The 21,191-nt window shown below is 69.9% G+C and carries 20 protein-coding genes; 3 read left to right on the top strand and 17 right to left on the bottom strand.

From position 1 onward, the window contains the following. Positions 1-89: 89 nt before the first annotated feature. Together ABZ845_RS27465 and ABZ845_RS27460 are read right to left on the bottom strand one after the other, a co-directional pair. Positions 90-599 (bottom strand): Ku protein, encoded by a 510-nt coding sequence (locus ABZ845_RS27465; protein WP_360984553.1) that lies wholly within the window; start codon positions 597-599, stop codon positions 90-92. Beyond that, positions 542-832 carry a Ku protein gene (locus tag ABZ845_RS27460; protein WP_360984550.1) on the bottom strand — a complete coding sequence of 97 codons (291 nt, stop codon included), beginning with the start codon at positions 830-832 and terminating at the stop codon, positions 542-544. The genes ABZ845_RS27465 and ABZ845_RS27460 overlap by 58 nt, the downstream gene beginning before the upstream one ends. Here ABZ845_RS27460 and ABZ845_RS27455 point away from each other — a divergent pair. The 3 genes from ABZ845_RS27455 to ABZ845_RS27445 all read left to right on the top strand — a co-directional run bounded on the left by ABZ845_RS27455 (position 807) and on the right by ABZ845_RS27445 (position 4,338). Further along, positions 807-1,784, top strand: coding sequence for a site-specific integrase (locus ABZ845_RS27455; RefSeq protein WP_360984547.1), 978 nt, complete (start codon positions 807-809; stop codon positions 1,782-1,784). The two genes, ABZ845_RS27460 and ABZ845_RS27455, sit on opposite strands and share 26 nt — an antisense overlap. A gap of 110 nt (positions 1,785-1,894) precedes the next feature. Continuing rightward, a complete protein-coding gene (locus ABZ845_RS27450) occupies positions 1,895-2,650 on the top strand; it encodes a hypothetical protein (RefSeq protein WP_360984544.1) in 756 nt (251 codons plus the stop codon). A gap of 125 nt (positions 2,651-2,775) precedes the next feature. Then, positions 2,776-4,338, top strand: a complete 1,563-nt coding sequence (locus ABZ845_RS27445) for a CocE/NonD family hydrolase (protein WP_360984541.1) — start codon at positions 2,776-2,778, stop codon at positions 4,336-4,338. Between the two features lie 52 nt (positions 4,339-4,390). Here the strand turns inward: ABZ845_RS27445 and ABZ845_RS27440 are convergent, their stop codons facing one another. From ABZ845_RS27440 to ABZ845_RS27370, 15 genes are all read right to left on the bottom strand, one after another. Beyond that, positions 4,391-5,281: an amino acid ABC transporter permease gene (locus ABZ845_RS27440; RefSeq protein WP_360984538.1), complete on the bottom strand. Its 891-nt coding sequence runs from the start codon at positions 5,279-5,281 to the stop codon at positions 4,391-4,393. After that, complete coding sequence (locus ABZ845_RS27435; protein ID WP_360984535.1) at positions 5,278-5,922, bottom strand: amino acid ABC transporter permease; 645 nt, start codon at positions 5,920-5,922, stop codon at positions 5,278-5,280. The genes ABZ845_RS27440 and ABZ845_RS27435 overlap by 4 nt, the downstream gene beginning before the upstream one ends. A gap of 33 nt (positions 5,923-5,955) precedes the next feature. Beyond that, complete coding sequence (locus ABZ845_RS27430) at positions 5,956-6,849, bottom strand: glutamate ABC transporter substrate-binding protein (RefSeq protein ID WP_360984565.1); 894 nt, start codon at positions 6,847-6,849, stop codon at positions 5,956-5,958. A gap of 76 nt (positions 6,850-6,925) precedes the next feature. After that, complete coding sequence (locus ABZ845_RS27425; RefSeq protein ID WP_360984532.1) at positions 6,926-7,669, bottom strand: amino acid ABC transporter ATP-binding protein; 744 nt, start codon at positions 7,667-7,669, stop codon at positions 6,926-6,928. A 187-nt stretch (positions 7,670-7,856) separates the two neighbouring features. After that, positions 7,857-8,297: a DUF6278 family protein gene (locus ABZ845_RS27420; RefSeq protein WP_360984528.1), complete on the bottom strand. Its 441-nt coding sequence runs from the start codon at positions 8,295-8,297 to the stop codon at positions 7,857-7,859. A gap of 129 nt (positions 8,298-8,426) precedes the next feature. Then, positions 8,427-9,206: an exodeoxyribonuclease III gene (locus tag ABZ845_RS27415; RefSeq protein WP_360984525.1), complete on the bottom strand. Its 780-nt coding sequence runs from the start codon at positions 9,204-9,206 to the stop codon at positions 8,427-8,429. Between the two features lie 35 nt (positions 9,207-9,241). Then, positions 9,242-9,877: an MBL fold metallo-hydrolase gene (locus ABZ845_RS27410; protein WP_360984522.1), complete on the bottom strand. Its 636-nt coding sequence runs from the start codon at positions 9,875-9,877 to the stop codon at positions 9,242-9,244. Between the two features lie 71 nt (positions 9,878-9,948). After that, positions 9,949-11,265 carry a 4-carboxymuconolactone decarboxylase gene (pcaC, locus tag ABZ845_RS27405; protein WP_360984519.1) on the bottom strand — a complete coding sequence of 439 codons (1,317 nt, stop codon included), beginning with the start codon at positions 11,263-11,265 and terminating at the stop codon, positions 9,949-9,951. Positions 11,266-11,496: 231 nt separating this feature from the next. Continuing rightward, on the bottom strand, positions 11,497-13,455 hold the full coding sequence (locus tag ABZ845_RS27400) for an SWIM zinc finger family protein (RefSeq protein ID WP_360984516.1): 1,959 nt from the start codon (positions 13,453-13,455) through the stop codon (positions 11,497-11,499). Continuing rightward, the gene (locus ABZ845_RS27395; RefSeq protein ID WP_360984513.1) at positions 13,452-16,265 is read right to left on the bottom strand and encodes a DEAD/DEAH box helicase; all 2,814 of its coding nucleotides are present in this window, start codon (positions 16,263-16,265) and stop codon (positions 13,452-13,454) included. The genes ABZ845_RS27400 and ABZ845_RS27395 overlap by 4 nt, the downstream gene beginning before the upstream one ends. A 106-nt stretch (positions 16,266-16,371) precedes the next feature. Then, a complete protein-coding gene (locus ABZ845_RS27390; RefSeq protein WP_360984508.1) occupies positions 16,372-16,959 on the bottom strand; it encodes a sugar kinase in 588 nt (195 codons plus the stop codon). Then, positions 16,956-18,101, bottom strand: coding sequence for an ROK family glucokinase (locus tag ABZ845_RS27385; protein ID WP_360984505.1), 1,146 nt, complete (start codon positions 18,099-18,101; stop codon positions 16,956-16,958). The genes ABZ845_RS27390 and ABZ845_RS27385 overlap by 4 nt, the downstream gene beginning before the upstream one ends. A 97-nt stretch (positions 18,102-18,198) precedes the next feature. Further along, the gene (locus ABZ845_RS27380; protein WP_360984502.1) at positions 18,199-19,095 is read right to left on the bottom strand and encodes an ATP-binding cassette domain-containing protein; all 897 of its coding nucleotides are present in this window, start codon (positions 19,093-19,095) and stop codon (positions 18,199-18,201) included. Then, positions 19,092-20,168, bottom strand: coding sequence for an ABC transporter permease (locus ABZ845_RS27375; protein WP_360984499.1), 1,077 nt, complete (start codon positions 20,166-20,168; stop codon positions 19,092-19,094). Before ABZ845_RS27375 ends, ABZ845_RS27380 begins: the two co-directional genes overlap by 4 nt. Continuing rightward, positions 20,165-21,169: a sugar ABC transporter substrate-binding protein gene (locus ABZ845_RS27370; protein WP_360984496.1), complete on the bottom strand. Its 1,005-nt coding sequence runs from the start codon at positions 21,167-21,169 to the stop codon at positions 20,165-20,167. The genes ABZ845_RS27375 and ABZ845_RS27370 overlap by 4 nt, the downstream gene beginning before the upstream one ends. Positions 21,170-21,191 lie beyond the last annotated feature (22 nt).

The following is a 21,191-nucleotide window of genomic DNA, read 5'->3' as shown; positions in this document are numbered from 1 at the left end:
AGTGCGGTCACGAGGGTGTTCAGTTCTGTCGTCACAAACGGATCTTGAACACCCTCTCTTCATGCCCGCAGGCATTTGGACAGACTCGTCTAGGCAGTGCGCGGCTTCTGGGCCGACGTCTTCTTCGCCACCCTCTTCTTCGGCGGGAGGTCATGAATCTCGGCGTCCTCGCCGCGGGCCGACTTGGCCTGCTGCAAAGACTCGTTCAGCGCGGCCATCAAGTCGACCACCGCGGTCGGCTTCGCCTGCTCCGGCTGCCTGGGGAGCGGCATGCCTTCCCGCTTCGCCTCAATGATCTGCGTCAGAGCCTCGGTGTAGTGGTCCACGAATTCCGGGCCCTCGAGATCCTCGCGCGTCATCCTGTCCACCAAGGCGAGCGCGTCGTCGATCTCGTCGTCGGTGACCTCCACCGGCGGCAGAGACAGCACCTCCGAAGACCGGACCTCGTCCGGCCAGCGCATCGCGTGCAGCACGATGGCCTCCCCTCGCACCCGCAGCAGACCCAAGCGCTCCCGGCCGCTCCACGAGTACCGGGCGACAGCTACGCGCGACGACCTCCCGAGCGCCCGCTGAAGCAGCTTGTACGGCTTCGCCGCCACCGGGCCGTCCGGCTGCAGCCCTCCCCGATCCGGAGCGGATCCACCGAGGACAGTGGCACGAATCCCTCGATCTCGATCGCCTTCGCCGTCGACAAGGGCAAGCTCCGCAGCTCCTGGTCCGTGACCGGCACGACCTCGTCCCGGGAGACCTCGTACCCCTTACCGATCTCGTACGCCGGGACCTCACGGTCCTCAACCTGGCTGGCGATGAAGGTCGAAGACCTGGAAGTCACCACGCTGAACTCCTACACCGTGGCTCTGAAACGGGCGAGGAGGAAGCTGGGGCACATCCGTCTCCAGGAGCTCACCGACGACGATGTCGTCGGCTTCGTGAAGTGGATGCTCACGGAAGGGAATGCCCGATTCCCGGGGCGGCCTCTGACCATCCGCACGACGTCTACGACGCTCACGATGTTCAAAGAGGCGATGGCTAGGGCCGCCACGAAACGGCTGGTGGCCGTCAACGTGGCTGCCGAGGTGGGCATTCCGCGGCAGGCCCGCAAGAGTGAGCGTAAGGCGAGGGCGGTGGTGCCTCCCTGGAATCTCGGCGAGGTGGCATTCCTGGCCGGTGTTCTGGAGAAGCGTCTGTACGCGGTTCACCTCCTCAGCCTCATGGGGCTGCGGCCGGCGGAGGTCTGCGGTCTGCGGTCTGCGGTCTGCGGTCTGCGGTGGCAGGACATCGACTTCGAGCTGCTGACCCTGAGCGTCGCCAGCACGAGGACGATGATCAACAACATCAAGGTCATTGAGAAGGACACCAAGTCGGAGGCTGGTGACAGGATCCTCCCGGTGCCGGGCCCGCTCAATGACGCGCTCAAGAAGTTCAAGGCGGGCCAGGCGAGGGAGAGGCTCGCGATCGGCGCGGACTATGTGGATTCGGGCTATGTGGCCGTGGATGAGATCGGTCAGCCTCTGAGCACGCGGGACCTTCGGCGTGAGGCGTACTGGCTCATGGACGAGCTGGAGCTGCGTCGCGTGCGGTTGTACGACGCTCGAGCCTCGTGTCTCACCTATCTGGCGAACCAGGGAGTCGCGAGGCACATTCTGGCTCGGTGGGCGGGACACACGAGTCCGAAGACGACGGACAGGTATTACATCAAGCCCGACGTCGAGGATCTGCGTGCTGCGGCCAAGGCTTGGGAGGGGCTGCACGACCTCCCTGACATCCGGCGTGAGAAATTGTGAGATGTCGGAGTGAAGGGCGAGTTGGTGAGACAGGTCAAGAGTTCAGGGATTCGCGCTCTGACCAGGCATGAAGTACTGCTCGTCGTCTGCTTCGGCTAGCATGCGCGGCCATGAACGACGACGTCCGCAACATCGTCCTCGGGGTGGTCGCCACCGGCGTCAGCGCCGCACTCGGCTGGATCGCCCGCACCTATCTGTGGAAGCGGAAGCTCCGGCGCAAGCAGGCCTTTTTCGGGCTGCCCGACAACTCCGAGTCGCTTCTCGTGGTCAACCGTGACGGGGGCGGCGCCGAGCGGGCGGTCTCGAGGAACGACGTGTTCGCGCTGCTGGAACTCTCCGCGCTCATCAAGGACTGCGGCGCCCACGCCCAGATCCTCTCGCACGACACGGCCCGACAGGGCTTCGGTGAGCGGACGGAGTTCTGCGTGGGCGGTCCGTCGTCCAATCGCCGCATGGCTGCACACCTGGAATCCCTGCTGCCGGGTGTCCGGGTGACCATCAATCCGGATTCGGACCTGGAACGCATCGTATTCCGGATAGGTGGCGAGCGGTATCTGATGGAGTCCGGCAAGACCGAGTACGTGATCCTCGCCAGGCTGACGGCGGATCTGGGACAGGGCACCAAACCCGTCTTCCTCTTCTGCGGCCAGCGCGCCATCACCAACCAGGCCGCGACCCGCTATCTCGCACGGCACCACGAGCGCCTGGCACGCAAGTACCGTACGGACTCCTTCGTCCTGCTGCTGAGGGTCGTCAACTCGCAGGCGTACGGCCCGGATGTGGTCGAACTGGTGGGAGATGTCACCCGGACCGCGCGGACGCCCACAGCGGAACCGGATCTTCAACGCTCCGACCACACCGCGTAGTTGTTTGTACACATCGCAACCTTTACCCGCACGTAACTTACCGACGGGTTACCTCTGGTAAGCCCGTCCGGTTACCGTCGGGTCACTTTGAACTCGTTGAAGTTCGCTCAAGTGAGGAGTGACCCATGAGAAGTTCACGGGGGAGCCTGCGTACGACCGCCGTGGGTGCCGTGTCGGTCATGCTGATCACCGGGGGCGCCTTCGGGCTCGCCCCCGCCGCGCAGGCCGACGACGTCCGATTCGTCGACATCACCGGCGACGGTGGGACGGTCCTGAAGGCGAACGTCGTCATGCCCACGAACGCCGACGGCGCGCACCGCTACCCGCTCATCGTGCTCCCGACGAGCTGGGCCCTGCCGCAGGTCGAGTATCTGGCCCAGGCCCAGAAGCTCGCCGACTCCGGCTATGTGGTGGTCAGCTACAACGTGCGCGGATTCTGGCAGTCCGGCGGCGAGATAGAAGTGGCGGGACCGCCGGACATAGCGGATGCCTCCAAGGTCATCGACTGGGCGCTCGCCAACACACCGGCGGATTCGGGGCACATCGGCATGGCGGGCGTCTCCTACGGCGCCGGCATCAGCCTGCTGACCGCCGCGCACGACAAGCGCGTCAGGGCCGTCGCCGCGCTGAGCGGCTGGTCCGACATCGTCGGCTCGCTCTACTACGGCCGCACCCAGCACATTCAGGCGGCTGCCATGCTGGCGGGCACCGCGATGGTCACCGGCCGGGAGAGCGCCGGGACCAAGCAGATGTTCAAGGACTACTTCTCCGGAGACGTGTCCAAGGAGTCCTCGCTCATCGAGTGGGGCAAGGTTCGCTCCCCCGCGACCTACCTCGACCAGCTCAACGACAACGGCGCCGCGATCATGCTCGCCAACGCCTGGGGTGACTCGATCTTCCCGCCCAACAGCTACGGCGACTTCTACGAGAAGCTGACGGGCCCCAAGAGACTGGAGCTGCGTCCAGGCGACCATGCCACCGCCGAGCTGACCGGGCTGTTCGGGGTGCCCAACGACGTGTGGAAGGACACCGGCCGGTGGTTCGACCACTACCTCAAGGGCGAGGACAACGGCATCAACCGTGAGCAGCCGGTGGAGCTCAAGTCCCGTACCGACGGCGGCTACGAAGCCTACCCGGACTGGAAGTCGGTGGGCGCGACCAGCAAGAAGATCGACCTCGACGGCACGAAGAGGATCTACGCGAACGTCGACTCCGGCGCGGACGGCGGTGTCATCTTCCTCTCCAGCATCCTGGACCAGGTCGCGCAGCTGCCCCCGATGGCCTCGATCCCACTCCTTCCGCGCTGGTGGGCGGCCGTGTGGCAGTCCGGGAAGTACGACACCGAACAGCACATCCGCGGCACGGTGAAGCTGCACACCACGGTCACCGGCACCAAGGAGGACGGCACCCTCGTCGCCTACCTCTACGACGTGGGCCCGCTCGGCATCGGAAAGCTGGTCAGCCACGCGCCGTACACCTGGTACGGGCAGACGCCCGGCCGGCCGTTCGGCGTCGACCTGGACCTGCTCTCCACGGCCTACGACGTTCCGGCCGGGCACCGGCTCGCGCTGGTGGTCGACACGGTCGACCCGCTCTACATGGAGCACAACCCGTCCGGCGCGCAGCTGACCTTCTCCTCGCCGGCGGACGACCCGTCATACGTGTCCGTCCCGCTGCGCGAGCAGTGATCTCCGGCTGCGGCCGGCCGGGCCTGGCCCTGTGACTGCCGGTCCCCTCCCCCTACGGTTCCGGGCCCGTGGGGGGAGCCCCACCCGGCAGCAGTGTCCCCGGCCCGGCCGCGGCGACTTCCACGGCGCCGGTCTTGGGACTTCTGCGCTCCCAGCGGGACACCCACTGCGCGACCCCTGAGAGCAGCATGCACATCCCGATGTAGATCGGTGAGATCACCATCACCACAGGGATGAACGGCAAATCGTAGTCGAGGTTCGAGGCGATGAGCTTCCCGGCGTGGAGAAACTCCTCATAGGTGATCAGGAAGCCCAGCGAGGTGTCCTTCAGGGCGACCACCAACTGGCTGATGATGGCGGGCAGCATGGCCCGGACGGCCTGGGGCGCGAGGACGTACGACATGACCTGCGTCTTGCGCAGTCCCAGCGCGTAGGCGGCCTCCTTCTGGCCCCGGTCCACGGAGTTCACCCCCGAGCGGAAGACCTCGGCGAGCACCGAGCCGTTGTAGAGCGTGAGGCCCGCGACCAGCGCCGGCAGCGGCTGGGCCTTGAGCGCCACGAAGATGAAGAAGATCATCACCAGCAGGGGCATGGCGCGGAAGAACTCCACCACGAGCGTGGACAGCAGGCGGACAGGCGCGTGGTCGGAGAGCCGTCCCGTGGCGAGGAGCCCGCCGAGGGCCAGCGAGAGCACCGCCGCGATCGAGAACGCCTTGAGTGTGTTGCCGAGGCCTCGCAGCAGCAGCTTCTGGATGCCCACGTACTCGAAAGGCATCCATTTCGTGTATGTGAACTGGCCCGTCTCGGCCAGGAGATACAAGACCCAGGCGACCAGGGCGAGGAGGGCGGCGGTGGACAGGACGCCGTAGACCCGGTGCCGCTTCCGGGTCCTGGGTCCCGGAACGTCGTAGAGGGCCGTGGCCGCGGCGGTCTTGACGGTCATCGGGCGACTCCCCAGTGGCGTTCCAGGAGATTGAAGAGCGCGCTCAGGACGCCGGTGATGACGAGGTAGCCGACGGCGATCCAGATGAACGTCCAGACGATGTTGTAGCCGAGTTCGCTCAGCGGCCGGTACGTGCCGAGCAGTTCGGTCACACTGAAGGCGCCCGCGATGGCCGAGTTCTTGGTGAGCGCGATCAGGATGGAGCCGACCGCCGGGATGACCGCGCGGAAGGCTTGCGGCAGGACGACGCACGACAGGGTCTGCCCGAAGGTCATACCGAGGCTGCGGGCCGCCTCGCCCTGGCCGGTGGGCACGGTGTTGAAGCCGGAGCGCAGCGCCTCGCAGATGAACGCCGAGGTGTAGCAGCCGAGCGCCAGGACGGCGAACACCGTGAAGGGCAGCACAAGCCCGAAGCGCGGCAGGCCGAGCAGCACCGCGAAGAACAGCAAGGTGAGCGGAGTGTTGCGCAGGACCGTCACCCAGGCCGTGCCGAAGACCCTGAGGGACCGCACGGGCGCGACCCGGAACGCGGCCATCACCGAGCCCAGGGCGAGAGCCAGCAGGGAGGAGTAGACGGTGAGTTCCACGGTGCCGAGGAAGCCCGCGCTGAAGAGGGAGAAGTTGTCGGTCAGTACGTTCACGGATGTCTCGCTGCTGTCTCGCTGCCGTGGTGCTCAGGTCGCCGGATAGCGGTCGATGGGGGGCGGGGTGGGCACGGGTACTCCGGACAGGCCGAGGGTCGCCTCGTACGCCCTCCTCCAGTCGCCGTTCTTCTCCCGTGCCCTGAGCGCTTCGTCGAGCGCGAAGCGCAGGGCGTTGTCGCCGCGCGGGACGCCGATGCCGTAGGGCTCCTTCGAGAAGGGCCTGCCGACGACCTTGAGTTCGTCCGGCGCCTTCGCGGCGTAGCCGATGAGGATGGCGTCGTCGGTGGTGACCGCGTCGACCTGGTAGGTCAGCAGGTTGTCCACGCACACCGAGTACGTGTCGTACGCGACGAGGACCGCCTTCGGGTAGTCCTTCCGCATGCGCTGGTACGGGGTCGAACCGGCGACGGAGCACACGCGTTTGCCGTCGAGGTCCTGAGGGCCGTGGATGCGGTTGTCGTTGCGGCGCACCAGCAGGGACTGCCCAGCCATGTAGTAGGGGCCCGCGAAGCCGACGAGCTTCTTGCGCAGGGCGTTGATGGTGTAGGTGCCGACGTAGAAATCGATCTGCCCGTTCTGCAGGGCCGTCTCGCGGTTCGCGGAGGCGATGGTGACGAAGCGGACGGTCTTCGGGTCGAACCCGAGCGAGGCCGCCATCATCCTGGCGATCTCGATGTCGAATCCGGCGTAGGTGCCGGTCGCGGGGTTCTTCTCACCCAGGTAGGGCTGGTCCTCCTTCACGCCGACGACGAGGTGGCCGCGCTTCCTCGCCCGCCGCCAGGTGGGCGAGTCGGGCAGTTGGAACCCCTTCGCCACCTGGTAGACGGGCAGCTCGCCGGTGGCGGGGCCCTTGGTCGGGGGGCTGCCCGCCTTGCCGCAGGCGGCGGCCACCGCGGACAGGAGCAGTGCCAGGACGAGGCACATACGTCCGGCGCCGGTCGCACGGCTCCCACGGCTCCCACGGGTCACGGGTCTCACTCGCACTCTGCCGCACCCCGGGTCAGTGCTTGAGGATCTTGGAGAGGAAGTCCTTGGCGCGGTCGCTGCGTGGATGGGTGAAGAACTCATCCGGGGTGCGGTCCTCCAGGATGCGGCCGTCGGCCATGAAGACGACGCGGTTGGCGGAGGCGCGCGCGAACCCCATCTCGTGCGTGACCACGACCATCGTCATCCCGTCCCGGGCGAGGCGGCGCATCACCTCCAGCACCTCGTTGATCATTTCGGGGTCGAGGGCGGAGGTGGGCTCATCGAACAGAAGCACCTTGGGGTCCATCGCCAGGGCGCGGGCGATGGCGACACGCTGCTGCTGCCCGCCCGACAGCTGGGCCGGGTACTTGGACGCCTGGGCCGCGAGGCCGACGCGGTCGAGCAGCTCAAGGGAGCGCGCGTCGGCGGAGTCCCGCCCCCGGCGGCGGACCTTGACCGGGGCCAGCGAGACGTTCTGGAGGACGGTCTTGTGGGCGAAGAGGTTGAAGGACTGGAAGACCATACCCACGTCGGCGCGCAGGCGGGCCAGGGCCCTGCCCTCCTCGGGGAGCGGGCTGCCGTCGAGTCTGATGGTGCCGGACTGGATGGTCTCCAGTCTGTTGATCGTTCTGCAGAGCGTGGACTTTCCGGACCCCGATGGGCCGACGATCACGACCACCTCGCCCCTGCCGACCGTGAGATCGATGTTCTGAAGGACATGCAGGTCGCCGTACCACTTGTTCACGCCGTCGAGTTCGATCAGCGGATCGACCGCCATGCCCGGCCCCCTACTCGTTCCATGCCCCAGGTGCCGCAAGCTATCCAGACATGAACGGGCGGGACACCCGACACGCACTTTTCGGGCATTAGCCGTATTTATGGCATAAGGAACAAGTCGGGCGACTAGGGTCTTTCGTTTGGATCAGGCCGGATCAGGGAATGGGGTCTGATCCAAACGAAAGACCCTAGGTCTCCGCCACCTCCGCATACACCTGTGAAAGCTCGGGGGCGCCGGTGGACGCCCAGGTGTGGCCGTCGGTGACGACGTCGATCTCACGGCCGGAGGGCAGCCGTACCACGGGGTGGCCGTTCGGCCAGATCTCCCATGCGGCACCCGCAACGGTGCGCACGATGACCGTGCCCAGATACAGGCCCGCGTCATTGCCCAGCCAGGGCAGGGATTCCGCGTCGTCGCGCCAGCGCGGGACGAGCTGGTCGAGCGCCTCCAGCGATTCGGCGGAGTCGTCGAGTTCCACGCCCGCCTGGTCGGCGTGGGAGCGCAGCAGCTCGCACTCGGAGAGGAGTCCGGTGATGCCGGCCGCGTCGGCGTCGTCCTCGGAGAACACCGCGACACCGAAGCCGGAGCCGCGCTTCTTGCGCCAGTTGCCCAGGAAGGGGATGTCCATGCCTCCAGCGTGGCACCGGAGCGACGGGGCGTACTACAGGGCGCGCGATTCGCGCCGCCCGGACGCCACGAATGCCATGGACACCACGGACACCGCGTCCGGCCGGTCGGCGCCGGGGCGTACCGCGCCCTACACCTCCAGGTCCACCACCACCGGCGCGTGGTCCGACGCACCCTTGCCCTTGCGCTCCTCCCGGTCCACGTACGCGTCCTTGACCGCCGTGGCGAACGGCTCGTTCCCGTAGACCAGGTCGATGCGCATGCCGCGGTTCTTGGGGAAGCCGAGCTGGCGGTAGTCCCAGTAGGTGAACGGGTGGTCGTACTTCAGCGGGCGCGGCACGACGTCCGTGAGCCCCGCCGCGCGAAGCTCGGCCAGCGCGGCGCGCTCGGCCGGGGTGACGTGGGTGAGGCCCTCGAAGGCCGCCACGTCGAACACGTCGTCGTCCGTCGGCGCCACGTTGTAGTCGCCCATGACCGCGAAGGGACGGCTGCCGCCCGCGTCGCCCGCGACCGCCGCCTTCAGCGCCTCGAACCACTGGAGCTTGTAGGCGTAGTGCGGGTGGTCCACCTCGCGGCCGTTGGGCACATAGACCGACCAGACGCGGACCGGGCCGCAGGTCGCGGAGAGGGCGCGGGGCTCCTCGACTCCGTCGTAGCCCGGGTCGCCGGGCAGGCCCTTGACCACGTCCTCGATGCCGACGCGGGAGAGCACCGCCACCCCGTTCCACCGGCCCGTGGCGTGGACCGCGGTCTCATATCCCAGCTCGCGCAGCTGCTCGTGCGGGAACTGTGCCTCGGCGACCTTGGCCTCCTGCAGGCACAGCACGTCCGTGCCGCTGCTCTCCAGCCAGGCCAGGAGCCTCGGGAGGCGGGCGGTGATCGAGTTCACGTTCCAGGTCGCGATGCGCATGTCTCACAACCTACCCGGCGGGTGTGACAACGTGCTCAGAGCTCGTCGGACGCCCCCGGGGTCAGCCTGAGGTGGTCGGTGCCGCCCAGCGTCCCGATCAGGTGGTCGTAGATCGGGCGGGCCAGATCCGTCAGGAGGGCGTCGTGGATGTCGTACGCGCGCCGCGGCTTGACCTCGCGGACGTAGTCGACCACCTCGGCGATCTTGCTCCAGGGGGCCATCACCGGAAGCATCAGGGTCTCCACCGGGTGGCCGGGGACGGTCAGCGCGTCGCCGGGATGGAAGACCTTGCCGCCGTCGATCAGGTAGCCGACGTTCGTGATGCGCGGGATGTCCGGGTGGATCACGGCGTGCAGCTCGCCGTGCACCTGGACGTCGAAGCCCGCGGCGGTGAACGTGTCGCCATGACCGACGGTGTGCACGCGGCCCGGGAAAGCCGCCGAGATCTGCTCCGCGACTGAGGCAAGGGTCCAGATCTCGGCGCCCGGATCGGCCTCCATGGCGGCCCGCAGCCGGTCCTCACTGAAGTGGTCGGCGTGCTCGTGCGTGACCAGGATGGCGTCGGCGCCGACCGCGGCGTCCTCCTCGCTGAAGGTGCCGGGATCGATGACGAGCGTGCGCCCGTCCTTCTCCAGCCGGACGCAGGCATGCGACTTCTTCGTCAGCTTCATGGGTCCATCCTGCCCCGGCACGGGCGGCCGGGGCAGCGCTCAGCACGGTGGTCCTGGTACCCGTCTGACGATCACTCCTGCGGAGTCGTCTCCTCGCGGATGACGCGCTGGGCGACGCGGAACGCGCTGTTCGCCGCGGGGACGCCGCAGTAGACGGCCGTCTGGAGCAGCACTTCCTTGATCTCCGCCGGGGTCAGCCCGTTGCGCAGGGCCGCCCGGGTGTGGTCGGCGAGGTCCTCCGGATGACCGCCCGCCGCCAGGGCCGTGAGCGTGACAATGCTGCGCATGCGCCGGTCGAGAGCCGGCCGGTCCCAGATCTCGCCCCACGCATACCGGGTCACGAACTCCTGGAAGTCCCCGGAGAACTCGTCCGCCGAGGCGAGCACCCGGTCGACATGAGCGTCACCGAGCACCTCCCGGCGGATCTTGAGCCCCACGTCGTACCGGTCGTCCCGGTCCGCGGACCGGCCCCTCGCAACCACCGGGTCCGCCGGGCCGATCTCGGCCACGGGCGGTGTCATGGGTGCCATCGGCGGCGGTCCGGCAAGCACGGGCTTCACCGGGGACGCCGCGATCGCCGTCAGCTGGCCGGTCGCGTCGAAGCCGGGCTGCCATGCGGTCGAGAAGTGGTGGACCAGCAGATCCGTGACCGCCGTGGGCTGCTCCACGGGCACCAGATGGGAGGCGCCGGGTACGACCGCGAGCCGTGCGTCCGGTATCCCGGCGACCAGGGTCCTCGCCTCGGCGGGCCCGGTGACCTGGTCGTCGGAGCCGACCAGGACCAGGGTGGGGACGCCGACACGGCCCAGTTCCGCCCGTACGTCGAAGGCGGCGAGCGCCTCACAGGCCGCGATGTAGCAGCCGGGGTCGGTGGTGCGCACCATCTGCACCGCCCACTCGGTGATCGCCGGCTGGGCCGCCGCGAACCCTCCGGTGAACCAGCGCTCCGGCGAGGTGCGAGCGATCGGGTCGAGGCCGTTGGAGCGCACGATCACACCGCGCTGACGGAACTCGTCGGCCGTGCCGAAGCGCGGGGAGGCGGCGATCAGGGCGAGTGAGGCGAGACGCTCGGGGTGGCGCAGCGCCAGTTCGGCCCCCACGGCGCCGCCGAGCGCGCAGCCCGCGTAGCCGAAGCGCTGCACACCGAGCGCGTCGAGGGTGGCGAGAAGCCGCGCGGTGAGGTCTCCCACGGATCCGACCGGGTAGGCGGGCGCGCCCCCGTGTCCGGGAAGGTCGAACCGGAAGACACGCCACTGCTTCACGAGCTCGGGGACCTGGCGGTCCCACATGTGCCATGTTGTACCGAGTGAAGGTCCCAAGATCAGGACCGGGGCGTCTTCTGGCCCGTCAAAGCGGTATTGCAGGGGTGCAGCAGTCGTCTCACTCACTCGACTCACACTCTCACATCTCACAAATTCTCACGTGCCTGGGTCGGAGCACTGTGCAGACCCTCCCATGTGGCGGCAGCCGCACGCAGATCCTCTGCGTCCGGCTTGACATAACACTTCTTCGTGGTCTTCACGTTGGCGTGCCCGGCCCAACGATCCTTACTGGCCAGGTAGGCCAGGCAGGACGCGCGAGCGACGTACGGACGGGCCCGGCTCAGCCCTGACGTCGGGTCACGCCTCCCCGAACGCCCCGAGGCCCGTCAGGGCGCCGACCGGATCCAGGTCCGGGGTGCCTCTGGGCCACCAGTCCTCGTCGTGGTCCGGTTCCGACTCGTACGCGTACCAGAGGCCGTCCTGTCCGAGCCGGAGCTGGACATGGCCCTTCGGGTGGGTGAGGCGGTTGCGCCACGGCCGGAACGCCGGGAGGTCGGCGGCCAGCAGCAGGGGGCGGGCACGGTCGAAGCGGCCGGCCGGCGGGTCCCAGGGCTCCTCCAGGACGGTGAGCGCCGGCTGCCCGCCCTGCCGCCACGCGGCCACCGCCCGTGCCAGATCCCCCGGGGTCCGACCGGCGGCGGTGGCCAGCGACGCGTACAGCGCCCGGGTTCCCGCGGTGAGGCCCGAACCGGGGCGGGCGGCGGCCAGTCGCACCGCGTCCTGCCACAACGTCAGCTCAGTCACCGGATCATGACCGGTCGTCAGCAGGGCGTGCGCTCGGGCCGCGGCGTCCGTGGCCAACTGGTCCAGGGCGAACGGGTCGGGGCCGCCCGGCACTCCGGGGCATACCGGCGGCTGTTCGGGGTGGGCGGGCGGCGGCAGCGGCGCGGGGAGCGGCGGCAGCGCCTCGCGGGCCAGGGCATCACGCGCCCGTACGCCGGAAACGGGCGCCGGTCCCCTCTCCCGCGCGGCCCGGGCGGCGCGCGCCGCGTTGCGCCGGGACAACGCGTCGAGCAACTGCCGCTCACCACGGCCGCGCAGCAGGAGCAGGACGAAGGGATCACGGTCGAGCAGGCGCGCCGTGCGGTAGCAGACTGCGGCGGCGTGCTTGCAAGGGTGCCCGGAGTCGGGGCAGCTGCACTGCGGTTCGAGGTCACCCGGGCCGGGAAGCAACCGGACCCCGCACTCGGCGAGGGACTCCGGCATCTGCTTGTCGAGCAGCGCGGCGATATGCCCGGGCCGCTCGGCGGCGGCGTCCAGGAAACGGTCCCACTCGTCGTCGGAGAACGTGCGCAGCCGTACCTGCACCCGGTACGGGCGCGGGCGGCTGCCCTGGACGTACGCGAGTACAAGACCGGGCGTGACGGTGACGGAGTCCACGTTCCCCTGGCTCTCGTACCTTCTCCCCCGCGCCAGGCGCGCCGCGTCCAGGGCCCCCTGCTCCAGCGCTTCGACCCAGGCGTTGCCCCACCAGGTCTCTGCGTACCCGCGGGACTCGTCCGGGGCCCGCTGTGGGAACTCCGAGAAGGTGCGGCGCAGTTCGCCGTCGCGGCCGGGGGCCGCCATGGAGCGTGGATAGCGGGCGGGCGGCCCTTCCGCGGGAGCAGTGCGAGCCCGCGAGGGCGCTGCTGACGGCTCGCGCTCGCCACCGCAGTCGCGTGCCACGGGCGCCTGCGAACCCCGCGACGGACCGGACGACGGCAGCTCGAAGGCGCCGGCGAGTAGTTCCCGTACCTCGCGTGCACGGGTGTCCTTCGGACGTTGCCGCGCCTTCGGGGTACCGGAACCGCCCCGTGTCCCGGCCCCGCGCGCATCGGCGTCGACGGCGTCCCCGGGCTCGCTGCGCTTTCGCTCCGCCTCGGTCCGGGCGGCCCGCAACGCCTCCCGCGCGGCGTCTCCGGGACGTTCCGTCGTCGCGGCGACGTCGCGGGCCCGCGCAGGCTCCGGATCCGGCGCGGGATCCGACTCGGGATCCGACTCGGGATCCGGAGAAGCCCCCGCCGCACTCCGGCGTTCCGCGTTCGCCCGCCGCAGCGCCGCGCGCGCCGCGTCCCCGGGGCGGTGGTGAGGGGACGAGGACTCCACCTCACGCCGCTCCCCGTCCGCCGCGTGCTCGCCCTCCTGTTCCCGTGCCGCTCTCAGCGCACGGCGCGCCGCGTCCGCGGGGCGCTCCTCGTCGCCGGTCGTCCGAGCGAGGCGCGCCTCCTCCCCCGCGTCCGGCCCGGCCTCGGCCCGCTCCTTGCCCGCCCCGCTCACGCCGACCTCCTGAGCGACACCAGGTCGGACAGCTCCCGGTCCGACAGCTCCGTCAGGGATGCCTCCCCGGAGCCCAGGATCGCGTCGGCCAGTGCGCGCTTCGACTCCAGCATCTCGGCGATGCGGTCCTCGACCGTGCCCTCGGTGATCAGGCGGTGCACCTGGACCGGCTGGGTCTGGCCGATGCGGTAGGCCCGGTCCGTCGCTTGCTCTTCCACGGCCGGATTCCACCAGCGGTCGAAGTGGATGACGTGACCAGCACGGGTGAGGTTCAGGCCCGTGCCCGCGGCCTTGAGGGACAGCACGAGGACAGGTGTGGCTCCGCTCTGGAAGCGGTCCACCATCCGCTCCCGGTCGTGCACCGGAGTGCCCCCGTGCAGCAGCTCGACGGGCACCGCGCGGGAGGCGAGATGCCGGCTGATCAAGCGCGCCATGCCGACGTACTGCGTGAAGACGAGCGCCGAGCCGTCCTCCGCGAGCAGCGTGTCCAACAGCTCGTCCAGCAGGGCGAGTTTGCCGGAGCGGGTGGTCAGGCCCGGGGCGGTCGCGGTGTCCTCCTTCAGATAGAGCACCGGGTGGTCGCAGATCTGCTTGAGCGCGCCGATCAGCTTGAGCACCAGGCCCCGCCGGGCGATACCGTCCGCCGTCTCGATCGCGGCCATCGACTCGCGCACGACCGCCGCGTACAGAGCGGCCTGCTCCCGGGTGAGCGGCACCGGATGGTCCGTCTCCGTCTTCGGCGGGAGTTCGGGGACGATACCGGGGTCCGACTTCTTGCGGCGCAGGAGGAATGGACGCACCAGCCGGGCCAGTCGCTGAGCCGCCTGGTCGTCCTCCCCGTTCTCCACCGCCCGCGCGTGCCGGGAGCGGAATGCCTTCAGGGGTCCGAGCAGCCCCGGGGTCGTCCAGTCCAGCAGGGCCCACAGTTCGGAGAGGTTGTTCTCCACCGGGGTACCGGTCAGGGCCACACGCGCGGGCGAGGGGATCGTACGCAGCGCCTTGGCCGTGGCCGAGTAGGGGTTCTTCACGTGCTGCGCCTCGTCGGCGACGACCAGGCCCCAGGCCTGTTCGGCCAGCCGCGTGGCCGCCGCCCGCATGGTGCCGTAAGTGGTGAGCACGAAGCCGCCGGCCAGGTCGTCCAGGGTTCGCTCGGAGCCGTGGAAGCGGCGGACCGGGATACCGGGGGCGAACCTGGCGATCTCCCGTTCCCAGTTGCCCAGCAGGGAGGCCGGGCAGACGACCAGGGTCGGCTCTCGGCGTGCCCGCCGCAGATGCAGCGCGATGACGGTGATCGTCTTGCCGAGCCCCATGTCGTCGGCGAGGCAGCCTCCGAGGCCGAGGGAGGTCATGAGGTCCAGCCAGGCCAGGCCGCGCAGTTGGTAGTCCCGCAGCGTGGCGGCGAGGCCCGCGGGCGGCTCCACGGGGGTGATGCCCGCCGTCAGCCGGTCCCTCAGCGCGGCCAGTGCGCCGACCGGCACCGCCTCCACCGTCTCCCCGTCGACCTCGGCGCTGCCGGTGAGCGCCGCGGACAGCGCGTCCACGGGGTCGAGCAGGCCCAGCTCCCGTTTGCGGGCCTTGCGGACGAGAGCCGGGTCGACCAGCACCCACCGGTCGCGCAGCCGGACGATCGGACGGTGGGTCTCCGCGAGCACGTCCATCTCGGCCTCGGTGAGCGGATCTCCGGCGAGGGCCAGCTGCCAGCGGAACTGGAGGAGGTCCTCGCTCTCGAAGAAGCCGGTCCCGTCGGTGGCCGAGCCGGGCGCGGGCCGCACGACCGCCGCCGCGCTCAGGTCCTGTGCCAGGTCGCGGGGCCAGTGCACGGCGACTCCGGCCGCGCTCAGCCGGGTCGCCTCGACGCCCAGCAGCTCGCTCAGTTCCTCCTCGGACAGCGCCAGCACGCCCGGGACGTCCTGCTCGGCGAGTCGTTCCAGAGGCGGCCAGACCCGGGCCGCGCGGCGGACGGCCAGGGCCGCGTCCACCCGTGCGCGCGGGCCGAACGCCTCGTCCGCCTCACCGGCCCACAGCGCCACGGCGTCCACGACAAGGGTCGGATCAGCGAGGCTGTGCACCTGCACGACCGCCGCGCCCGCGCGGCGGGCTCCCTCGCCGTCGTCGAACAAGTCGTACGCCGACAGGTCGAGGCGCAGGGAGATGCGTACGCCCGCGTCCATGCCCGCGGCGACCTCGGCAGCCCAGTCCCGCGCCTGGGGCAGATGCTGCGGCTCGCGTGCGGCGAACGGCTTCCCCACGGCGTGGGCCCCGGCCGGGGTGCGGGGCAAGGTGTCCGCGACCGCGTCCAGGAACGACCGCACCAGGGGCTCGGGTTCGGGCAGCATGAGCGCGCCCTTGCCCGGGAGCGGGACGGCATGGCCCTCGTGGGGCAGGGCGGCGGCCACCGCTCTGAGGTGGGTGATGTCGTCCGGCTCCAGGGGTCCGGCACGCCAGGCGTCGTATCCCTCCGGGGTGAGGCCGGGAAGCAGCCGCCCTCGCGCGACGAGCCGCAGGGCGTGCAGCGTGGCCGCGCCCCAGCAGGCGGTGGCGGGGTGGGCGCCGGGATCGCGCCGTGCGCGGACGAGCAGTGGCAGGGCCTCGACGACGGGCAGGGACAGGGCGGGCACGGTGACCCGGCGCACTCCGGATCCGTGCGGTCGCACGACCGTCAGTTCCTCCGTGACGCCCCCCGGCACACAGGCGCCCTCCGGGTCCCAGAAGGCCACCCGGCCCTCGCGGGGCACCGGCGCGGGCAGGAAGACGGCGGCCAGCCGGACGGGCACCGCCGCCTCGGCCGTCCGCAAGGCCGTGCCTGTCATCGTCCGGTCACCTCCCGCCATGCCACGTCGTCGGATCCGTTGGACCGATCGTCTTCGACTGTACGGGCGGGGTCTGACAGTCGGCCCCGGGCGGCTGACCGGACGGTCAGGGAACCGTACGCGAGACCGCGTACACCACGGGATGAACGGGGTTGGTCTTGTTGACGACGATGTCCAGGGTCGGCGCGGGGTTCTTCTGCTCGTGGACCATGCCGTACCAGGAGCCCTGCGTCGGGAGTTTCCAGCCGACGACATGACGGTCGCGCGTGCTGATGGCGATGTCGTCCTTCTTCAACGACGCCTGGGTGGCCTTCAGATGGGCGAGGAACCGGTTCAGACCGTCGTCGGTGGTGGTGAACTGCACGTACAGACGGCTGGTCTTCCAGTTGTTCGTCTCGTAGTACGCGACGCTCACGGCGTCCATGGGAATGATCACCTGGTACAGGCGGCGCTGCACGCGCGAGGGCCAGCCGGCCGTGAGACCGGTCGCCTCGTACTTGGCCTCCTTGTCCTTGCCGCTGTCGCGGCTCTGGGCGGCGGAGATCATCAGGTAGCCGGCGGGAACGCCGATGAGCAGCCCGATGATCAGCAGAGTCAGCGTCCGGCGGCGGATCATGTGCCACCGGCCCTCCGGGGGCCTGATGGGCTCGTCCGCCGGGGCCGACGGGCGCGGTATCGACGTGGTGGCCGTCACAGCGTCCCCTTTCCGGTACGGCGGTATTCCGCGAAACGCTCGTAGCGCTCGTGCCGCTCGACGCGGCGCCGGTTGGCACGCCGGAACCGGCGGGCCACGAGCCGGGCGAGGTCCGCGGCACCGACCATACCGGCCTCGGGGCCGAGCTGGGCGCGCGTGATACGGGCCTCGGGGCGGTAGCCGCGGCCGGTCAGATGGCGCTTGAAGGCCTCCCGCGCGGGGCCGATCAGCAGGTCGTCGGCGGCGCTGACGCCGCCGCCGATCACAAAGCAGGAGGGGTCGAGGGCCGCCGCCAGGTTGGCGATGCCGACGCCGAGCCACTGGCCGATGTCCTGGAGGAGCTCCACGCACATCGCGTCGCCCTCGCGGGCCAGCTCGGTGATCATCGGACCGGTGATGTCGGCGATGTTGCCCTTGACGTGCTCGATGATCCCGTACGCCACCGGGGAGTCGGCCACGGCGAGCTCCTTGGCCTCGCGGACCAGGGCGTTGCCGGAGCTGTACTGCTCCCAGCAGCCGCGGTTGCCGCACGGGCAGCGGTGTCCGCCGGGCACGACCTGCATATGGCCGAACTCACCGGCGACACCGTACTTGCCGCGCTTGACCTGGCCGTCCTCCAGGATGGCGCCGCCGATGCCGGTGCCGAGCGTGATCATGACGAGGTGGTCCTCGTCGCGTCCGGCGCCGAAGCGCCACTCCGCCCACGCGGCGGCGTTGGCGTCGTTGTCGACCAGGACGGGAACGGCGAGCCGTCCGGCGAGGCGGTCGCGCAGGGGCTCGTTGCGCCAGGACAGATGGGGCGCGAACAGTACGCGGCTGCGCTCCGCGTCCACCCAGCCGGCCGCACCGATGCCGACGGCGTGCACATCGTGCCGGTCGGACAGGTCCAGGACCAGCTCCACGATGGTGTCTTCGACGACCTTGGGGCTCTTGGACTTGTCCGGCGTCTCGGTGCGGACCTTCTCCAGGATGTTGCCGTCGGCGTCCACGACACCGGCCATCACCTTCGTGCCGCCGATGTCGATGCCCACCGTGGGAACACGGGGCGCCGACAGATGGGAGCGGCGCTCGCGCGTGCCCACGGTCCGCAGGACGGTGGCCCGGGCGGAGCCGCGGTGGGTGAGGTCGCGGTAGGTGCTCATCGGCCCCGATTCTGCCTCACGCCACCGCCGGGCCGCACCGTGGAGCCCGCCCGTCCCACTGGTCTCCCCGGTTCACATCCCGAGGCCTCGTACCGGTTCACGAGCCCTCCACGTCGTCCGTGACGCGCGGGTCCTGTGGTGCCTGCGATGCTGCCGGTGCGGCGGCTTCCCGCGCGCCCACCGGGGTGCGGCTTTCCAGCTCGTGGCGCAGATCGTCCAGTTCGTCGCCGCCCGCCATCTGGCGCGTCAGCTCTTCCACGGTGATCTCCTCGCGGGTGTGGCTGCCCACCATCGTGCCGCGCTTGAGCAGCACGAAACGGTCTCCCACCAGGTAGGCGTGGTGCGGATTGTGGGTGATGAACACAACACCCAGACCCGCGTCCCGGGCAGCCGCCACGTATCTGAGGACCATGCCCGACTGCTTCACGCCCAGCGCGGCGGTGGGCTCGTCGAGGATGAGTACCTTGGCCCCGAAGTACACGGCTCGTGCGATGGCCACGCACTGGCGCTCGCCGCCCGACAGGGTGCCGATGGGCTGGTCGACGTCGCGCAGGTCGATGCCGAGGCGCAGAAGCTGCTCCCGCGTCGTGCGCCGCATGAGGTCCACGTCCAGCCGCTTGAAGGGGCCGGTCCCCTTGCGCGGCTCGGAGCCGAGGAAGAAGTTGCGCCAGACAGGCATGAGCGGGACCACCGCGAGGTCCTGGTGGACGGTGGCGATGCCACGGTCGAGGGCCTCGCGCGGGGAGGACAGGCGGGTTTCCTCGCCCTCGATGCGCAGGGTTCCGGCGTCGTGCCCGTGGAGTCCCGCGACGATCTTGATGAGGGTCGACTTGCCCGCGCCGTTGTCGCCGAGAACGCAGGTGATCCGGCCCGCGTGGACCTCCAGGGACACGCCCTCGAGGGCGCGGACGTTCCCGTAGTGCTTGCCGATGTCCTCGAGGTGGACGAGCGCTTCCTGGCCGGCGCCGGCTGTCCGCGTCGCGTCGTACGTCATGCCGTGGCCTCCGCCCGCTTGCGGACCCAGGCGTTGAGCAGGGTCGCGAGGAGCAGCATCGCTCCGAGGAAGAACTTGAACCAGTCGGGGTTCCACTGCGCGAAGACGATGCCCTTGCTGGTCATGCCGAAGATGAACGCGCCCACCGCCGAGCCGATCGCCGAGCCGTAGCCGCCGGTGATCAGGCAGCCGCCGATGACGGCCGCGATGATGTAGATCAGCTCGTTGCCGACGCCCTCGCCCGACTGCACGACGTCGTACGAGAACAGCAGGTGCTGTCCGGAGACCCAGGCACCGAACGCGACGGCCATGTAGAGGCCGGTCTTGGTCCTGCCGACCGGGACGCCGACCGCGCGGGCGGCGTCCTTGTTGCCGCCGACCGCGAAGATCCAGTTACCGGCCCGGGTGCGGAGCAGGATCCAGGAGGCGACGGCGACGAGAGCGAACCACCACAGGATGGTGATCTTGAAGTTCACGCCGCCGAGGGTGAGCGTGGAGGCGAACACCGCCCTGGCCGAGGAGAAGCCGTCCATGTCGGAGATCGACTTGGTGGAGACGGTGCTGCTGATCAGCTTGGTCAAGCCGAGGTTCAGGCCGGTCAGCATCAGGAAGGTGCCGAGGGTGACGATGAAGCTCGGCAGTTTCGTACGGGTCAGCATGAACCCGTTGAACGCGCCGATCGCCAGGGTGACCAGCAGGGAGACGCCGACGCCCACCCATACGTCGGCGGTCATCTGGTAGCTGAACATGGACGAGATCAGGGCGGACGACGTCACCATGACACCGGCGGACAGGTCGAACTCGCCGCCGATCATCAGCAGCGCGACCGGTACGGCCATGATGCCGATGGTCGAGGCCGCATACAGCACGGTGCTCAGGCTCGAGGCCCGCAGGAAGCTGTCGGCGACGAGGGAGAAGAAGAGGAACACGGCGAGGGCGCCCACCACGGAGCCCAGTTCGGGCCGGGCCAGGAGCCGCTTCAGGGGCGAGGTCCTCAGGAGCCGCTCGTCCGCCGCCCGAAGCGGCGTCTGCGGGCCGGTCGTGGGCGTGGACGCCGGTGCCGTGGTCGTCATCGCGTCCCCCGCTCGGTGTAGCGCTCGAGGGAGGCGGCCTGGTCCTTGGTGACGATCTGGGGTCCGGTCAGGACCGGCCGGCCGCCGCCGAGGGTGTCGGCGTTGTACTTGTAGAGCCAGAGCTGGTCGACCGCCTCGTAGCCCTGGAGGTAGGGCTGCTGGTCGACGGCGAACCCGAGGGTTCCCTCCGTCAGCTCGCTCGCGACCTTCGCGTTGAGGTCGAAGGTGTCGATCTCCGCCTTGCTGCCGGCGTCGGACCTGGCCTTCACCGCGGTGTCGGCGTAGGGGGCACCAAGGGTGACCACCGCGTCGACGGACTTGTCCGACTGGAGCCTGGCCTCGATGGCGGACTGCACGTCCGGCATGTCGGTGCCGTTGACGTAGAGGTTCTCCACGGTGCCGTGGAAGGTCTTCTTCACGCCCGCGCAGCGCTGCTCGTGGCCCACGTTGCCCTGCTCGTGCAGGACGCACAGGACCTTCTTGCGTCCCCGCTTGTCGAGCTCGTCGCCGACGGCCTCGCCCGCGATCGTCTCGTCCTGGCCGATGTGGGTGAGCGCGCCGAACGCCTTGGACTGGGCGGAGCCCGAGTTCACCGTCACCACCGGGATGCCCGCCTTCTCGGCGCGGGCTACGGCGGCCTTCATCGCGTCGGGCTTGGCCAGGGTGACGATGATGCCGTCGACCTTCTGGTCGATCGCCGCGTCCACGAGCTGGGCCTGCTGCTGGGCATTCGCATCGTGCGAGTAGAGGAAGTTGATGTTGTCCTTGACGGCGGCCTGCTTGGCGCCGCTCTGCACGATGTCCCAGAAGGTGTCGCCGTCTCCCGAGTGCGTGATCATCGCGAAGGTCCAGCGCGGTGTGTCGACCGCGGCACGGCCCTGGGCGGAGGCGGCCTCACGGGCTTCCTCGGCGCGCTTCCCGCCGTGGCTGCTGCACCCCGCGAGGGATAGGCCGAGCGCTCCCGCGAGCGCGATGGTTGCCCAGGTCCGAGTCCGTGCCACGAGGCTGTGCCCTTCTTGCGTA

The organism is Streptomyces sp. NPDC047022 (assembly GCF_040644155.1).
Lineage (GTDB): Bacteria > Actinomycetota > Actinomycetes > Streptomycetales > Streptomycetaceae > Streptomyces.
This window is presented reverse-complemented; position numbering and strand designations above follow the sequence as displayed.

What these genes read in the sequence shown, in the direction of transcription:
- ABZ845_RS27380 (WP_360984502.1), bottom strand. Translation starts at nt 19,095, where the DNA reads ATGACGTACGACGCGACGCGGACAGCCGGCGCCGGCCAGGAAGCGCTC.
- ABZ845_RS27450 (WP_360984544.1), top strand. Translation starts at nt 1,895, where the DNA reads ATGAACGACGACGTCCGCAACATCGTCCTCGGGGTGGTCGCCACCGGC.
- ABZ845_RS27425 (WP_360984532.1), bottom strand. Translation starts at nt 7,669, where the DNA reads ATGGCGGTCGATCCGCTGATCGAACTCGACGGCGTGAACAAGTGGTAC.
- ABZ845_RS27455 (WP_360984547.1), top strand. Translation starts at nt 807, where the DNA reads ATGAAGGTCGAAGACCTGGAAGTCACCACGCTGAACTCCTACACCGTG.
- ABZ845_RS27445 (WP_360984541.1), top strand. Translation starts at nt 2,776, where the DNA reads ATGAGAAGTTCACGGGGGAGCCTGCGTACGACCGCCGTGGGTGCCGTG.
- ABZ845_RS27430 (WP_360984565.1), bottom strand. Translation starts at nt 6,849, where the DNA reads ATGTGCCTCGTCCTGGCACTGCTCCTGTCCGCGGTGGCCGCCGCCTGC.
- ABZ845_RS27385 (WP_360984505.1), bottom strand. Translation starts at nt 18,101, where the DNA reads ATGAGCACCTACCGCGACCTCACCCACCGCGGCTCCGCCCGGGCCACC.
- ABZ845_RS27395 (WP_360984513.1), bottom strand. Translation starts at nt 16,265, where the DNA reads ATGACAGGCACGGCCTTGCGGACGGCCGAGGCGGCGGTGCCCGTCCGG.
- ABZ845_RS27440 (WP_360984538.1), bottom strand. Translation starts at nt 5,281, where the DNA reads ATGACCGTCAAGACCGCCGCGGCCACGGCCCTCTACGACGTTCCGGGA.
- ABZ845_RS27375 (WP_360984499.1), bottom strand. Translation starts at nt 20,168, where the DNA reads ATGACGACCACGGCACCGGCGTCCACGCCCACGACCGGCCCGCAGACG.
- ABZ845_RS27410 (WP_360984522.1), bottom strand. Translation starts at nt 9,877, where the DNA reads ATGAAGCTGACGAAGAAGTCGCATGCCTGCGTCCGGCTGGAGAAGGAC.
- ABZ845_RS27415 (WP_360984525.1), bottom strand. Translation starts at nt 9,206, where the DNA reads ATGCGCATCGCGACCTGGAACGTGAACTCGATCACCGCCCGCCTCCCG.
- ABZ845_RS27420 (WP_360984528.1), bottom strand. Translation starts at nt 8,297, where the DNA reads ATGGACATCCCCTTCCTGGGCAACTGGCGCAAGAAGCGCGGCTCCGGC.